The organism is Candidatus Methanomassiliicoccus intestinalis Issoire-Mx1 (genome assembly GCF_000404225.1).
Lineage (GTDB): Archaea > Thermoplasmatota > Thermoplasmata > Methanomassiliicoccales > Methanomassiliicoccaceae > Methanomassiliicoccus_A > Methanomassiliicoccus_A intestinalis.
Genome location: NC_021353.1, coordinates 628,291 through 644,070, shown reverse-complemented (window position 1 = coordinate 644,070; position 15,780 = coordinate 628,291). Strand labels below are relative to the sequence as shown.

Annotated in this window: 13 protein-coding genes; 2 read left to right on the top strand and 11 right to left on the bottom strand. The window is 42.0% G+C overall.

Features of this window, described 5'->3' with window-relative positions:
• Positions 1 to 153 precede the first annotated feature (153 nt).
• Complete coding sequence (locus H729_RS03095; RefSeq protein ID WP_020448544.1) at positions 154 to 2,580, top strand: heavy metal translocating P-type ATPase; 2,427 nt, start codon at positions 154 to 156, stop codon at positions 2,578 to 2,580.
• Between the two features lie 171 nt (positions 2,581 to 2,751).
• A complete protein-coding gene (locus H729_RS03090; RefSeq protein WP_020448543.1) occupies positions 2,752 to 3,651 on the top strand; it encodes a restriction endonuclease in 900 nt (299 codons plus the stop codon).
• 65 nt (positions 3,652 to 3,716) lie between these two features.
• Here H729_RS03090 and H729_RS03085 read toward each other — a convergent pair whose 3' ends face one another.
• The 11 genes from H729_RS03085 to mmp3 form a co-directional block, all read right to left on the bottom strand.
• Entirely contained in the window at positions 3,717 to 7,052 is a 3,336-nt protein-coding gene (locus H729_RS03085; protein ID WP_020448542.1) for an InlB B-repeat-containing protein, read from the bottom strand.
• 130 nt (positions 7,053 to 7,182) lie between these two features.
• Positions 7,183 to 7,332: a hypothetical protein gene (locus tag H729_RS09945; RefSeq protein WP_172618651.1), complete on the bottom strand. Its 150-nt coding sequence runs from the start codon at positions 7,330 to 7,332 to the stop codon at positions 7,183 to 7,185.
• A gap of 129 nt (positions 7,333 to 7,461) precedes the next feature.
• Positions 7,462 to 9,060, bottom strand: coding sequence for an FAD-binding oxidoreductase (locus H729_RS03080; RefSeq protein WP_020448541.1), 1,599 nt, complete (start codon positions 9,058 to 9,060; stop codon positions 7,462 to 7,464).
• Positions 9,061 to 9,414: 354 nt separating this feature from the next.
• On the bottom strand, positions 9,415 to 9,891 hold the full coding sequence (locus H729_RS03075) for a GIY-YIG nuclease family protein (protein ID WP_020448540.1): 477 nt from the start codon (positions 9,889 to 9,891) through the stop codon (positions 9,415 to 9,417).
• The gene (locus H729_RS03070; protein WP_048133867.1) at positions 9,891 to 10,448 is read right to left on the bottom strand and encodes a flavodoxin family protein; all 558 of its coding nucleotides are present in this window, start codon (positions 10,446 to 10,448) and stop codon (positions 9,891 to 9,893) included. The genes H729_RS03075 and H729_RS03070 overlap by 1 nt, the downstream gene beginning before the upstream one ends.
• 51 nt (positions 10,449 to 10,499) lie before the next feature.
• Positions 10,500 to 11,429: a methanogenesis marker 7 protein gene (locus tag H729_RS03065; protein WP_020448538.1), complete on the bottom strand. Its 930-nt coding sequence runs from the start codon at positions 11,427 to 11,429 to the stop codon at positions 10,500 to 10,502.
• 1 nt (position 11,430) lies between these two features.
• On the bottom strand, positions 11,431 to 11,985 hold the full coding sequence (locus H729_RS03060; protein ID WP_020448537.1) for a methanogenesis marker 17 protein: 555 nt from the start codon (positions 11,983 to 11,985) through the stop codon (positions 11,431 to 11,433).
• Positions 11,985 to 13,217 (bottom strand): methanogenesis marker 15 protein, encoded by a 1,233-nt coding sequence (locus H729_RS03055; RefSeq protein ID WP_020448536.1) that lies wholly within the window; start codon positions 13,215 to 13,217, stop codon positions 11,985 to 11,987. The genes H729_RS03060 and H729_RS03055 overlap by 1 nt, the downstream gene beginning before the upstream one ends.
• Positions 13,207 to 13,647, bottom strand: coding sequence for a methanogenesis marker 5 protein (locus tag H729_RS03050; protein ID WP_020448535.1), 441 nt, complete (start codon positions 13,645 to 13,647; stop codon positions 13,207 to 13,209). The genes H729_RS03055 and H729_RS03050 overlap by 11 nt, the downstream gene beginning before the upstream one ends.
• Complete coding sequence (locus tag H729_RS03045) at positions 13,644 to 14,069, bottom strand: methanogenesis marker 6 protein (RefSeq protein ID WP_020448534.1); 426 nt, start codon at positions 14,067 to 14,069, stop codon at positions 13,644 to 13,646. The genes H729_RS03050 and H729_RS03045 overlap by 4 nt, the downstream gene beginning before the upstream one ends.
• An 11-nt stretch (positions 14,070 to 14,080) precedes the next feature.
• The gene (mmp3, locus tag H729_RS03040) at positions 14,081 to 15,691 is read right to left on the bottom strand and encodes a methyl-coenzyme M reductase-associated protein Mmp3 (protein ID WP_102030399.1); all 1,611 of its coding nucleotides are present in this window, start codon (positions 15,689 to 15,691) and stop codon (positions 14,081 to 14,083) included.
• Between the last annotated feature and the right edge of the window lie 89 nt (positions 15,692 to 15,780).

The following is a 15,780-nucleotide window of genomic DNA, read 5'->3' as shown; positions in this document are numbered from 1 at the left end:
TATTAATCTTCTGGAAAAACAGATATAAAATTACCGCAGAAAATTGCGAAAATACAAGATCAGGAGTAACATTTTTACGAATATTTTAAAGATTCAGGCAAAATGTTTAGGCAAGGCTAAAACATTTAATATCTGCACATAAGTCTGTTAAACATGGAGAGTGTTCCTGCCGGAAAAAGCATAATTCTAAAGGTCAAGGGGATGCAGTGTTCCTCCTGCTCTCGGGCAATAGAGACATCGCTGAATTCTTCTAACGGGGTTTATTCATCAGCCGCCAATGCTACGACAGGAAATGTCAGCGTAACGTATGATCCTGCCGTCATCACCGTTAAAGAAATTGTTTCAGCGATCGAAAAGGCAGGATTTTCTGTCGCATTGTCTGCTGTTACATACACAGTCAAAGGAATGACCTGCGCCTCATGCGTTGCCAGCATCGAGAAGTCCCTCAATGCCATAGAAGGCGTGTATTCTGTAAATGTTAACTTGGGCACCTCAAAAGTAGCGGTATCATTCGATGAAGACAGAGTATCGCCTAAAAGAATTGTGGAAACTATCGAAAATGCAGGATTTGAAGTTGCCAGTGAGGTTGAAAAGAAAGGCAGTGAAGACAGGGCGCAGTTGAATACTCTGATATTTGCTGTTGTTTTCAGCGTGCCGGCCATTCTGCTGATGATTGGCTTTGACTATCTGGGTCTGGATGCTCACGGGTATGAAGGCTACATCCTGATGATTCTCACCGCTCCGGTTCAATTCATCGCCGGATACCAGTTCTACAGGGGCACCTATTATTCTCTGAAGAACCGCACTCTGGGAATGGATGTGCTGATTGCAGTCGGCTCTTCTGCCGCATACTTCTATTCTGCAGCCGCAGTTTTACTGCCCGGATACTTCCACGGCCATCTGTACTTTGATGCCTCAGCAATGATCATCACACTCATCCTTTTCGGTAAATATCTGGAGCATATTGCAAAGGGAAGAGCCTCCGATGCAGTGAAGAAACTGATTGAACTCAGGCCTGATACTGCTACAGTCATCCGTGACGGCAGAGAAGTCACGATTTCTCCATCTGAGATGGTTATCGGAGACTTGTTTGTAGTAAAGCCGGGAGAACGCATTGCTGCGGATGGAATCATTGAGGAAGGCGTCTCAGCAGTCGATGAAAGCATGATCACCGGTGAAAGCGTTCCTATTGACAAGAAAAAAGGAAGCGAAGTGATCGGAGGCACGATAAATCAGAACGGCAGGCTGGTGGTCAAGGCTGAAAAAGTCGGCAATGAAACCACGCTTGCGCAGATTATCCGTCTGGTGGAGGATGCCCAGTCATCTAAAGCGCCGATCCAACGTTATGCTGACAAAGTTGCTTCTTATTTCGTTCCAGCGGTCATTTCTATTGCAGTGATTTCCTTTTTAATCTGGTATCTCTGGGGATACGGCCACTATGTCGGCGGAGACGGAACATTCTCATTCTCACTGTCCATTTTGATCGCAGTTCTCGTCATCTCATGCCCATGTGCTTTGGGCTTAGCTACCCCTACGGCAGTAATTGTCGGTTCTGGAAAGGGAGCGGAAAATGGAATATTAATCAAAAGCGGAGCAGCTCTTGAGACTGCCGGCAAAATTAAGACTGTGGTGCTTGACAAAACAGGAACCATCACCGAAGGAAAGCTTTCTGTTACCGAGTCTACCGTGCCTTCAGAACTTATTCCGTACATCATCGCTGCCGAAAGAGGCTCTGAACATCCTCTGAGCAGAGCGGTTACCGCATACGCTGATGAGAACACTCCAATCATGCCTGTTGAATCGTTTGAAGCCGTTCCGGGAAAGGGCGTAAAAGCTCAAGTCGGCGGCAAAAACGTGATTGTCGGGAACAGGTCGCTGATGGATGATTACAATCTGTCATATTCATCAGTCGAAGATGATGTTATCAAGCTGGAAGAACAGGGACAGACTGTTGTCATTGCTGCTGTTGATGATCAAATTGCAGGCATCATCGGCATCGCTGACACGATCAAAGAGACTTCAAAGATGGCTGTGTCTGAAATGAAAAACATAGGCATCGATGTAGTGATGATAACTGGCGACAATAAGAGAGCAGCTGCAGTTACGGCAGAAAAGGTAGGCATCGAGAGATTTGTTGCTGAAGCTCTGCCTTCCACTAAATCCGAACAGATTTCCCTTCTTAAGAAAGAAGGTCCTGTAGCTATGATCGGCGATGGAATAAATGACGCTCCTGCGCTGGCATTAGCAGATGTGGGAATTGCCATCGGCAGCGGAACTGATGTAGCTCTTGAAACAGGGGATATCGTGCTGATCAAGAATGATCTCATTGACGCGGTAGCTTCAATACAACTGTCAAGAAAGACAGTGTCAAAGATCCGCCAGAACCTGTTTTGGGCTTTATGCTACAATACTGCAGCCATACCAATAGCCGCCGGAATTCTATTCCCTGCATTTGGGATACTTCTCAATCCTATCGTTGCAGCTGCAGCAATGTCGGTAAGTTCAATAACAGTAGTGGCAAATGCGGCTCTGCTGAAAAGATACACTCCTGAAATCAAAAGGAAAAAGAATAGTCTTTGAAATTCTTCTGAAACTTACGTATTCGGATACATAAGTTTCAGTTATTCTATTTTTAGTTACTGAAAGCCATATTTTCATTATACTGAAAATACTGTAAAAGGATAACTTTAGATGAGATGATGTAAGGAATAAATAAGCGTTAAATAAAGCTCTGAGGATGTCTCTCTCACCATGATACCGCCATTTCATAAATTTTTCATACCAACTTTAGAGATATTACAAGATGAGGAGATTAGAAGATCTTCTGAAATAGCTGAACTTCTAAAGAAGTCCTACCCGCTTCCTGAAGAAGATTATAAAGAAGTTCTAAAGAGCGGAGAAACACGATATAATAATCGTGTTCACTGGTGTCTGTCTCATCTCAAACATGGCGGCCTGATTGAATCTGTCTCCAGAGGATGTTATGGAATAACAAGTGTTGGATTAGATGAATTAAATGATCATTCTGAACAAAAGGACATGAAATACTTTTTAGAGAAATATCCAGCACTGGATGAGTTTATTCATAGCAAATCAAATGAGAAAAAACAGCCGATGTCTGAGATTACACCAATGGAACTGATAGAATCTGCTGTAGAAGCAAATGAGCAGACGTTGAAATCAGACTTAATGAAAATGATTTACCAAAATGTGAATTGGTCATTCTTTGAACATTTAGTATTAGAGCTGCTGAGTGCAATGGGATATGGTACAGATAGATCTTCACTAAAATGCACAGGTAAACCTGGAGATCAAGGTATTGATGGTGAAATATCTGAAGACGCTTTGGGATTCGACAAGATCTTCATTCAGGCAAAACACTACAGCAAAGATAATAAAGTCACAGACAAAGAAATTAGAAACTTCATTGGATCGATCTCAATAAAAGGTGGAAATAAAGGAGTATTTATCACAACATCTTCATTTACTGATAAGGCAATTGAAGCTGCAAGATCGTGCAATTCCTCAAAAATAATTTTGATTGACGGAGAACTGCTTGCTCAATACATGATAAATAACAATGTGGGAGTTGCAATCAGCAATACATATCATATCAAAAAGGTTGATTTAGACTTTTTCGAAGAGGATTGAATGAAAATCTTTTAAATAAGTAAAAAAATAAAGAAAAGGTTTGCTGACAGTATGTGTTCAGCTTATCAGTTCTGATTCTTTTTGTAGTAATAGTAAGCAGCAGCAATTATGATCAGAATTATGATGATTATAATCCACCACCAGCTGTGACTGCTGCTTGATGAAGACTTTTCCCATACTGCATATACTGAAGTGTCTTCGTTTACTATTGAATCTGCTGTAAATGCTGTTCCTGAAGCATCCTCTTTTGTATTCCATTCTTTGAAATTACTGTCGCTGTCAGAAGATTCAGGATTTACAGGGAACTTGTCTTTCAGTGATGAGTCTTTGTTTACTTCTACTACTTTGTATACATCATTTCCAATGTAGAATGTAACTGTTACCTTCTGCACTACAGGCGGAGTTGATACTTCTTCCCATTGCGCATATAATGTTACATTAGAATTGATTGAGAATCTGTCTCCTGCAGAATATGAAGTTCCTGAACCATCTGCTTTAGTGTTCCAGTTCTTGAATATATGATCTTTATATTCCCATCCCAATGTGTCTACTTGAGGCAGTGTGATATATGTTCCGTATGATCCGGAATATTCTTTATACAAGTTACTGGAATTATTTGACTGCAATTTCAATGAATATGACGGTGGGTAATATGGTTCATTATATCTCCAATGAGCTACAAGATTCATATCTTTAGTTACAGGAGTATTGAAATCCCATATAGACTCATTATAGTACCATCCTAAAAATGAGTATCCAGGCCTTGTAGGATCTGTAGGCTCTTTAATAGGATCGTCAGCTGTTAATACCTGTTGTGGTACGGAACTTCCGCCATTGGAATCAAATGTTATTAATTTTTGATTCTCAGATAGTTCTTTTATTGTAATTGTTAATGAAGTATATGTGTATCCAGAAGATTGTTCACCGAGAATTGGATTATTTTTCATATAAGACATATTGACTGGATTTTTTGTGTATGTGACTTTAACATAATACGTCCCAGGAACGTTTTCAGCTAAATTTAATTCAAAATTACTCTCATTTGGAATTAGTTCAAACGTATTAGTTTTAGCAGATAATTTGTACCATTCATAGGATATTACATAACCACTTACATCTAGCGCATGAGCTTTCAGGCTGCATGTACCATTATATTTTATAATGATAGTTTCTAAGTAGTTATCAGTTTGAGAATCGTCGGCTATTGGTGTTATATATACTGTCGATTTTGGAGGCTGGGTTTCAGAGTGCTCTGGATTCACCTGAACCGGTGTTTTAGATAAGACCGGTAAACCGTTGTTAGAGTTATATATATCTGGAGACCAGTTTGAACCACCAGTATCATTGAGATTGTGATTGTTGTCTCCTAAAAGACCTGTATATTTCATATTCTCAAGTTCTAATGGAGTTCCAGCAGCAGTATTGATGTATTCTGTAGATGAACTAACACATTCAGAAGAATAGTATAGATTTACTGCAGATGAAGTAGCAGGTGTAGCACCATAGCCATAAATTCCTCCAGCATATGTATCGAATTTTACTGAGAGTGAATCGTTACTAGTTGATGTGGATGTGATCATTCCAATATTATAACAATACGTAACATAGTTGCCTGTGTAATCTCCACAAATTCCACCAGAATAAGTGTACACATCAGCGGCGGCTAGATTAGAAGGATTAGCATTGGAAGTAGATGTTGAGTCAATGGCACCAATATTATAGCAGTTATTTATAGTGCCATTTGAACTGCTACCTGCTACACCTCCAGAGTATGCTTTGAACGTTAAATTTGGTTTTGGTTTATTATATCCATCATCATCAAAGTTTTGTGATAATATGATATTTGAAGATATCTTACCTGCATTATAACAACAGCTTAATTTTGAACTAGGCACTGCATAGCCTACAATACCGCCAGCATATACATCAATGCTAAATGATGATATAGCGATGGGTTCATTGGGTGAATTGTATTGTGAAGTCACTGAGCCAGTATTATATGATGAGGATACAGCCCCATAATCAAATCCTACAATTCCGCCTGCACAGATCTTTTTATCACCTGGGTAATTGCTCGTACTACTTGTACTTGCAGGGACAGATGATGATGTGACTTCAACTTCACCAGTATTGTAGCAATAAGATAGTATAGATCCATTATATCCTGCAATACCACCAGTGCAGATATTTATCAAGTTAGATGAATTAGATAAGGAGACTATTTTCCCAGAATTGTAACAATTCATCAAATTGCCACTACTATTGTGTCCTGCAATACCACCAATATGCATTACACTGCCATTGGAAGATTTATCTGAAGACACAAATATATTTCCAAGATTATAACAATTAGAGATCGTTTCATTATTGTATCCAGAAATTCCGCCTACGTATAACGTATTTCCTACATTACCATTCACCGGACCAGCATAGATGTTTCCAGAATAGTAACAATTTATAATTGTTCCTGTTCTAAGATTACATCCAAGGATTCCACCAACATACGCAGTAGCATACTTTGCAATATCCACATCAATATCAAATGAAGATGCACAATTAGTTATTAACAAATCTCCAGAGATATATCCACAGATTCCTCCAGCATACGCATCAGAATGTGAAGACTTTGACGTCAATTTTCCACTGCAAGAGTAATTTTCAATTGAGATCACTCCTTCAATGTATCCACATATTCCACCGATATAAGTAGTGCCGTAAAAAATAGCATATATATCACCGTTAAATGAGTATATTTCACTGATTGAGATTGATCCTTTAGTGTATCCACATATTCCACCCATATACAACTTAGAGGTAGATTCGAATGTACCAATAGATTCAGAATTTATTGATCCATAATTGAAGCATTCTTCAAGATTCCCAACGTTTGAACCTGTAATACCTCCAATGTATGAATATGAGGAAATATTATCACAATTCAATGTTAAGGATATATCTGCAAGATTAATACAGTTTAGGATACTTGCAGAATTATATGAATCTCCAGATATCCCACCTACATATGAACTTGAATTATTTACAGTTACTGATATGTTTCCACTGAAATTACAATTTGATATTGACCCATAGGATTTGGCACCAACTATGCCACCTACACTTACATTATTTGAAGATTCTATATCGATTAATGAATTACATATTGTCAAGTTTTCAATTGCCTTAGTAGTTTTAATAATTCCGAAAAACCCAATGTGATTGGAATTTGATGGAAGGTTATCAGTATTTATATACATTGAAAATAATTTATGATTTTGACCATTGAATGATCCATTAAAGGTATTAGGACCATTAATCCCAATTGGCGTCCAGTAATGTTTTGAAAGATCGATGTCACTGCCAAGCTCGATTGTTTTATTAGTGAAATCATTTCCCTCATTCACAAGTTTAGCAAAACCTGCTAATGCTTCTGCGGTTGAAATTGTAAAAGAAGTGTTAGATGCTACATACCATGTTGTATCGGAAAAATTAATCCAATTTCCTGTCGGATTTGAAGTCGGTTCTGTGCTTTCTTCAGATAGGATAGGCGTGTAGTTTCCTACACCCCCCCCCCGCTCCGGTTTTAGTATCCAAACCAGACGAGGAAGAGTCTCCTGCAGCCACTGTAAACACAGAAGCCACCATTACGAGTACCATAAGTACTGCTAAAATCTTAGTTTTCATAAGAGTCTCCTCTTTTAGTGTAATTTGGAGGATATACCAGAGATATATTTATACGATACTCCTAAAGTATATGCCAGTCAGTAAAAAAATGATAAAATCTAAAAATAGAAAAAGAAAAGAAAAAGGAGTTTAGTCCTTTTCTTGTTTGAGTGGGTCAACTTTGTACTGCTCAAACTTTGCTTTCTCGAGTTCTTCAAGATCGTAAGCTTCAGCTTTCTTCTCAAAGTTCTTGTCTTTTCCCATTATCTTTTTGAAAGCGGATAATGCAGACATGCCGAAGCCAAGCATTTCAGGAGTTACAGAAAGTCCGAACCTTGTCTCCATTCCAAGGAGTTTTCCAGGGTTCATGATTTCTTCTGGATCGATTGCGTTCTTGATTCCGACTTCGATCTTGTATCCCTCGCCACGAACTTGTGATAATGTGGATCCAAAGAAGAGACCAAATCCACCGAGCATACGGCCGCCGTTTGCTTTGGCAAGTTCTCCGCACTGATAGTCGAAGGAAAGTGAAGATACACTCTTGCTCATGGATTCAGAATTATAGACATAGTATGGCATGAACATTACAGTGTTACGGTCTGCCATAATTCCGATGATTGCACCTTCCATTTTCATGGAGTCCATAAGTTCGTAGACATCCTTGGTCATTTTTGCAAATGAGTGGACAGGAACTATAACTTCACCAGGAACTGAACCGAGACCGACTTTGCGGCATCTGAATTCATAGCAGCGCTCTTCCCACTCATGTTCTCCGACTTCAGGAGCTTCTTTCTTACCGCCGTTTCTCTCCATGATTTCATCAAGGACAGTCTCTTCATAATCAACGACGGTTTTGTAACCTTCCAATGCAACCAGAATGATAGAACCGAATTCGTGGTCTACAATACCGGCCCTGTTCTGCATCTTGAAGTGGTTAGCGTCAGAGAAACCAATGTGAAGTACAGTAAGCCTGCTGTGGGAAATCTCACAGAGAGCTCCTTCTGCTTTATCCAGGCTTTCAAATGAGTATGCAATAGGCCTGAGAACTTCTGGTCTTGGTGTAAGCTTGAAAGTAATTTCACAAATGACACCGAGGGTACCTTCTGCTCCCACAAAGAGATGGTTTAAGTTATATCCAGACATGTTGTCGGATACTCTCTCAAATCCTGTTGTAACAATGCTTCCGTCTGGGATTACAACTTTCATGCTTCTGATGTTGTCCCTGGCAGAGCCGTATTTGTAATTTGCAATACCGATTCCAGATGTTGAAGTCCAGCCGCCGATTGTAGCGGACGGGAAACTGCTTGGATATGATCCCAGAAGGAAACCTGCCTCCCAGGCTGCATCATACACTTGTTTCCATGAGCAGCCGGCCTGAGCGGTAATGGTCATGTTTGTTTCGTCAATAGAAACAATTTTACTCATACCTCCCAGCATATCGATGAGAATTCCACCAAAAGCAGGTGTAGATCCAGCTAATCCCCAGGTAGATGCACCGCGAGGAGTGATTGGAACACCTTCTTCAGCAGCAATCTTAACGACTGCAGATACGTCCTCGATAGATTTCGGGCGTACAACTATGTCTGGAATCACTTTAAAAGCTACCTGTGCTTCTTTAGGTAAAGGTGCCATATCATGGCTGTACAGCAATCTTTCCATCTTGCTGATTGTTACGTTGTCCTTCCCTATAGCTTCATTCAATTTTTCAAGTACAGAACTGTTCTCATATGAATCCTCGGTGGCGCTCATTCTTTGCCTCCATGATAAGTAATGCTAAGCAGACATTCATTTAAAATATAAGAAGTCTACCATCAAAAAAGACTGTCTGAATAGACTAAAGATAATTATAAACAGATACACATAATTATATCCTACTATATAAAATTGGGCCCGGGAGTTCCTCCATGACTTTCGATGTTTACCCGACAACCACCCCGCAACGGGTTCATCGAATTTCACTATTGCATCACACGGCCGTCAACACGGATTGTCGGCTGAGCAATAGCGATGTCTGGAACGCTTGATTAAGTCTATGACAGAATCTTACAGTCCAGTGCAAGGGCTCACTTCCCAGGCAATAATATGTTTGGCAGCAGCATATACTTAATGATTTTCCAATCCAGCCATTTCGTACTGGTCAATCGTTCTGCAGGTGAGTACTTCGGATTTGCAGCAGTTCTTAAGATCAATATTCAAAAGTTCATGATACGATGTCTCTGGAATTAAATAAATGTGAGAATAACAGCTGCAGTCAGAGCTCCCAAAACCACGCACTGGATTTTCAGCCCCGGGAATGTCCCTAACAAGGCTGCTGAGAATGCATTCCATTTCTCTGCTGTCTGTCAGGTAGATCACTGCCTTTTTGTCTACAGCATTTTCGATGAGATAATCAATATGCCATCTTTTAGACTGGCAGCCACAGAGATGACGCCGTACTCTGGCAGATACTCCTCCCATCCCGGAGCCTACATATACATATCTGCCTGGAAGAAATGAGTATCTCCCCAGTTTCCCGATCTCAACCTCAGTTTCAAAGGGGATCGTGAAAATGAAGAGATATACTCCTTTGGATTTTGACATTACTTTAGTTTAGCGGCTAAATCTGCTACCCGCTCTCCAAGAGCTTTAGCGGCATTCATAGCTTTCTCTTCCGTTGCTGCAGCTCCCAGCTCTCTCGACATAGATTCAGCAAAAGCATTTGGAGGCAGATACATGCCATAGAGGGTTAAGGCTTCCATCATGGCCACAGCAGTAAAATCATGGCCTGAACGTCCTCCTACAGTGATTACGCCGCCTACTTTGCCAGCCAGCTTGCCGCCTGACTTTAACAGATAGTAATTACGGTCTAAGAACGCTTTAGTCTGCGCATTATACATTCCGAAATATACAGGCGATGCAACTATGATCGCATCAGCGCTTTCCAGAATGGGATAAATCTCCTGCATGTCATCGTTGATTGCGCATTTTCCAGCGGCTCCGCATTTTGGACACGCATTACAGCCTTTGATGTTCTTTCCAGCTAAGCTAATAAAAACAGTCTCAGCACCCTTTGCCTCAGCACCTTTTAATGCTTCGGACACGAGGATTTCTGAATTTCCCCCTTTTCTAGGGCTACAGCTAACACCCACGACTTTCATAACATGTAATTGATTTTACTAGAGAAATAACCTTGCACAAAGAAAAAATGATTAGGAAGACGAAGACTGCCTGTCTTCATCATTCACTTCAGAAGTCGTTTTGATCTTTATGAGTATGCTGCCGCCGAGGCTGGATTCAGAGATCTCGGCTACATCACCAAGGCGGTGGCCGTAAACTTCTATGTCTGCGATCGTATCCTTCCATTCTTCATATGGAATCTTCACCCGCAGACCATCGAGATGCAGTACAACTGGAGCCGGACGCAGACATTCCTTAATCGGTTCAAGTTCATCCAGTCTGCCTTTAATTTCAGCAGGATGAATAAACAACGGATCTTCATCAAGTTCAGCACGCTTGTTGTGGATGATTGTCTCAATTGCTTCGGATGCTTCCTGCAGCTTGAGAATTTCTTCCTCGCGCCTCATTCTTTCAACTTTGCGGCCCACTCCGCAGACTATTGCCTCGCAGGGTAGATCCTGCACCTCCGGACCACAGACGACCGCCACTGGAATCTCCAAGTCCTCAAAGAGTTTCGTTTTATGATTGACGATGCAGTCTTTGAAGTTTCCCAGAACAAACACGGCGGCATCGTACTCTTCAATGATGCGGCGTTCGTCCGCCAGGATCTGCGATGATCTTCTTCCTCTTCCCCTGGCGAGTCCCATTACAACGGTAATTGCTCCCAGCCTTCTCAGCTGCTCCGCAATATCACATGTCGGATGTGGCATGTGATGTCTGCCAAGTGTTGGAGCTACCACAGCTATTTCAGTTCCTGCAAGAGGAACAGATGAAAGTTTTCCTCCCAGTTCAGCGGTTTTTTCCTCGATGACTGCGTGTTCTTCTTCCGGAACAGCCATAGTGACAACAATCTGAACCTGGATCTTCGTTTTCTGAATGACGAAACCGCCTACATCTTCAATCAGCTCATACAGCTCATTGATTCTGTAGACTCCGCCATCATACATGAGAACCTCATACATTTCACTCGGCCTCCGCATTTCTGGTAAGTTCGTGTACTTTGCGGGCAGTCTCAAGCCATGCATCTTCCATATCATGCTCTGTACCGACCACAGTCATGACTTCATCATCCACAATGTTATAGCGGACTTTGAAGCCCTCTGGGAATACACGCCAGATGGCATCGAGAAGCAGTGTTTTCAGCTCCTCTCCGGGATCAAGCTGCATAGACGCGACATCAGAAGCCTGTGCACCATGGATTGTTATCTCAAACCTTGTCAGCTGTTTGACTCTTTCTTTACTGTAAACCTGCCACAGTTTTGTCAGCAGGGCTGGTGCCCATTCTTCATCTGTAATTGTTATCTGCACACCCTGCGGGCTGTCGTCTACCTGAGCCATATCAGAGATATGAATTGCAGATCTAGCTTTTCCCATCTTAAGTGATATTATGAAGTAAGGCTCATCAATCTTAGAGATTATATTGAATGATTTGACTGCCCGGCTTATGCCTAGATCTTTCAATGTCTGACGAAAGATCGTGTCAAAGTTGTTGAATGCAAAATCTTCGCCTTCTGCCATCAGATACCCTCTAAGAAACCAGAAGCAAGAAGCCCTGCACCGGCTGCCCCGATGTACTGGGAATTCGGCGGGATAATCGGATGGCTTCCGACCATATCGCCTACAGCTTTCACAAGGCCGCTGATCAATGATGTTCCTCCCACCTGAATGATGGGCTGCCTTACATCTATTTCCTGCAGCTGCTGTTCGTAAACTTGTTCAGCTACAGAATGGCATGCGGCTGCTGCTACATCTTCTACAGTATTGCCTGCCGCCAGAGAAGTGACTAAGTCCTGAATACCAAAAATAGAGCAATATGAATTCATATTGACTTTTGTCCAGTCGCCTTTATCAGCCAGAGCTCCCAGGTCATTGATGTCTACTTTCAGACGTTTGGACACCATTTCCATGAATCTGCCTGATGCTCCAGCACAGATTCCACCCATGGTAAAGTTATCAGGAATTCCATCCCTTACAGTAATGGCTTTGTTATCCATTCCACCAATGTCGATGATGGTTGCTTCACCTTTCTGATGATCTGCAAGCCATACTGCACCTTTGGAATTGACTGTGAGTTCTTCCTGGATCAGATTTGCATCCAGTTTCCTACCTATAAGGAAACGCCCATAGCCGGTAACGCCTATCCCCTCAAGCTGATCCTGTTTGACTCCAGCTTCATCCATAGCTTTATTGAGGACTTCCATTGCTGTGCCAAAAACTTCTCCGGTAGGCATCCATGCCTTGCCGAGAATTTCATTATCTCTAATGATCATTGCTTTAGTGGTGGATGATCCTGAGTCGATACCGGCTGTCAATCCAACCTGTCTTTCCCTGGCCAGCAGCTCCTTCTTTTCTACAATGGTAACTAGAGCTTCCATTCTTGTCAGGAGCTGGGCTGATTTCATCCTCTCAGTAAATGAATAAGTGACTACCGGCAGCTTGGTATGTTCCTGGATATATTTTCGGACTTCATTTCTTACCAAGGCGCCTTCAGCACATCTGAAACATGATGAAATGAATACAGCGTCCGCATCATAATGGCCGTCTGCCAACGCTTTGGCCCTGGCGATCATTAACTTCAGCTGAGGTGATGCGGGATTGAATCCAAATTCATCCACAGCAGTGGCAATATCATCGTATGCTACATCCGGATACACCATCTTTCCGCCGACTGTCTCAGCAGCATGTTCGATCTCAGACTGTACTCCAGAGTATTCTGTCCCACATGACAGCTGTGCTATTTTAATTGCCATTTAATCCCTCCAGGAATGCTTTGACGCGGGCAACAAGTATCTTAGCCTCATCGTCATCGTTAGGGTAGTGTACTTCCAGCAGTGGAATGTCTTTTTTTCTTACTAAATGATTTAACAATAAGTTTGATCTGTGGCAGCCGACACAGCCGTATGTATAGGGCATATCATGCATGATTATTGCTGCCTCAGCTTTCTCCAGAAGCGGCCCCCAGATGGACATACGCCCGCGGATACCAGACGGAATTTCAATTCCAGCATAATTAAGTCCAACTTTAACATCATCAGGTGTAAGATTCAGCGGCGGAGCTTCAATCTCCGCATTGACTACTCTATCTCTCATTTCAGACATCAGTGACAATGGCTCATGGCCAAAGCGCTCTATCAAATCGTACAGTATCAAGCTGTTTAATGGTACCATGAAGACTTTCATTGGGACACCTCATCTATGATTTCTTTGAAACGTTCTATTGAAATTGGCTGCGGTTTTTTCTTATCGGGTACTGGTTCCCCAGCCTCCATGGCTGTCAGGGCACGGTCCATTTTGGGGAGGTCGCTCCACTCTTTTTCAAGCTGCGGATAACCAGGTCTTGAGCCGTGGTGGGCCCTGCATCTGCGCTCATCTCCGATGGGAAAAGCACGGACTTTTGAAAAAATCCTGTTAGGGTCAAGATTTCTGATATCCTTGAAAGCCTTTCTTACATCTTCCACAGGTCCCTGGATATTAATACCGTAGCATGTTTCCTTGACACCCAGCCCTAGTCCCAGACCGTGAACAAACCGAACCAGCTGGTCTGGTGTGATATCGGATGTCGGAGAGATCATAATCATTCTTGTCTCGGTTTTATAGCTCATAAATCTACACCTCAAACAAACGGACCTGCGGGAGGCTTGTGGGATACGAAGTTAAACTCCTCCTCATCAACCTTCAAGTCCCCGGCTTTGTGTTCTGCCTTTTCATCTCCAGACTCGAATTCTCTGATGTACACCAGATCACCGTCTCTGAGATCTTTAAGGAATGTTTCCAGATCAGACATCATAATGCCGGCGTTATTGGTACCATATTTCTCTTCACCAGTGGGACCAAATTCGCTGCTCGGTTCAAGCCTGATGCCGATTGTTCCCTTTCCAGGTCTGGACATATTTGTGACTCCGATCTCTCCCTTATTGCTCATCCTTTCGAATGTAGCCTCGGGAAGGAGCGTGGATGCCTGAGAAACATTTCCTTCAAATGTAACCATGGGCATTCCAGGGTATGTAAAAAACACCTTGAGAGTACCGACTTTTTTATAATCCAGCCCAGTCAGCCTTCTGATATAATTAGTCGTCTTTGGAGATTCTTTATCATTAAGCTCCCAGACGGCAATGAGTTCCTTCTGCCGCCCGAAAGTTTCTACTTCTTCTGAAATTTCCATAGTAAGCTCAGGTTCTTGTTCCACTACGATTGAATCATCACTTTCCAAGCCGGTTCGTGACTGTGCAATACCAAGATTTTTGAGAAATTCGGCTGCATCCCTCTGTGTCATGCCGATAGTCATTATACGCTGCGGAGTAGACCGTATTGTCACTTTTGAACCCTTGGGAGACAAGCGCAGAAGCTCTGAGCCTGTAGTAATAGTTCCAATCACTGTGTGATTGGGAGATACCTGCCTTTTAGAATTGTAAAAATAAATTCTGCCAGCACCGTTTCCTTCATTGCGGACAGTTACTATGCCTTCATTCCTGACTGCTGTTTCTTCCTTAACCAAGGAGACATTGAGCCTTGATGAATTAGCGGCATATGTCGAAGTTTTATCAGTTATCTCAATCGTTCCATTTTCAGCTACAACCAGAAATTGTTCGCATGATACCGGCGAGTTTTTGTTGAGTTTCACGTGAATATATGTTTCAATAGCCATACCATTTTCTAAAATAATATCGACATCTGAAGTAACAAATGAATTCTTTTCAATGGTATTAACAACGACCGGATTTATAGCCATGATCGAGTCGTCTTCATCGAGACTGTTTAGAATATGTCTGCCTTTAGTAACTTTACCAAAAATTCCATCATTGACACCATACCCAGCGGTATGATTTATTCTTGCAATCATCATGTAAGTGGAACGGTTGTCAAATCCACCCAGCGAAAAAAAGCAGTCATAACGCATATAATCGTGTCTTTCCCTATCCACAGGCAGATCTGAAGGGAATGATCCTACAGCCAGTATCTTATTGGTTCCCCACCTGATGCCGACTCCGACTATGTCATCTTTTAATTTTTTCCACTTCTCTGCAAATATAGTACCGTTCAGGCGGATATTAAACGATCCTTTCTGAGTGACGATTTCATACTCGTCAGTCTCGCTGAGAATTTCTTCTCCAGCTCTCGATACTGCCAATATGGAGCCTTCTGAATAGGGTTCACCATTGAGAATATCGCGGATCCTGCTGCCTTCGGGCACTTCCTTTTTTACTCCGTTCACGCTGACTATCATCTGGTCAGGGAGGTTAACGGTCGAAACTGTAATTAGCCTTTTGCCTGATTTCTAAGAACTTCAAGAGCAAAAACTGATTAGAAACGTAC

Coding starts and splice junctions, on each gene's coding strand:
- H729_RS03055 (WP_020448536.1), bottom strand. CDS start 13,217: ATGGCAATTAAAATAGCACAGCTGTCATGTGGGACAGAATACTCTGGA.
- H729_RS03095 (WP_020448544.1), top strand. CDS start 154: ATGGAGAGTGTTCCTGCCGGAAAAAGCATAATTCTAAAGGTCAAGGGG.
- H729_RS03070 (WP_048133867.1), bottom strand. CDS start 10,448: ATGAAAGTCGTGGGTGTTAGCTGTAGCCCTAGAAAAGGGGGAAATTCA.
- H729_RS03075 (WP_020448540.1), bottom strand. CDS start 9,891: ATGTCAAAATCCAAAGGAGTATATCTCTTCATTTTCACGATCCCCTTT.
- H729_RS03090 (WP_020448543.1), top strand. CDS start 2,752: ATGATACCGCCATTTCATAAATTTTTCATACCAACTTTAGAGATATTA.
- H729_RS03080 (WP_020448541.1), bottom strand. CDS start 9,060: ATGAGCGCCACCGAGGATTCATATGAGAACAGTTCTGTACTTGAAAAA.
- H729_RS09945 (WP_172618651.1), bottom strand. CDS start 7,332: ATGAAAACTAAGATTTTAGCAGTACTTATGGTACTCGTAATGGTGGCT.
- H729_RS03065 (WP_020448538.1), bottom strand. CDS start 11,429: ATGTATGAGGTTCTCATGTATGATGGCGGAGTCTACAGAATCAATGAG.
- H729_RS03045 (WP_020448534.1), bottom strand. CDS start 14,069: ATGAGCTATAAAACCGAGACAAGAATGATTATGATCTCTCCGACATCC.
- H729_RS03050 (WP_020448535.1), bottom strand. CDS start 13,647: ATGAAAGTCTTCATGGTACCATTAAACAGCTTGATACTGTACGATTTG.
- mmp3 (WP_102030399.1), bottom strand. CDS start 15,691: ATGATAGTCAGCGTGAACGGAGTAAAAAAGGAAGTGCCCGAAGGCAGC.
- H729_RS03060 (WP_020448537.1), bottom strand. CDS start 11,985: ATGGCAGAAGGCGAAGATTTTGCATTCAACAACTTTGACACGATCTTT.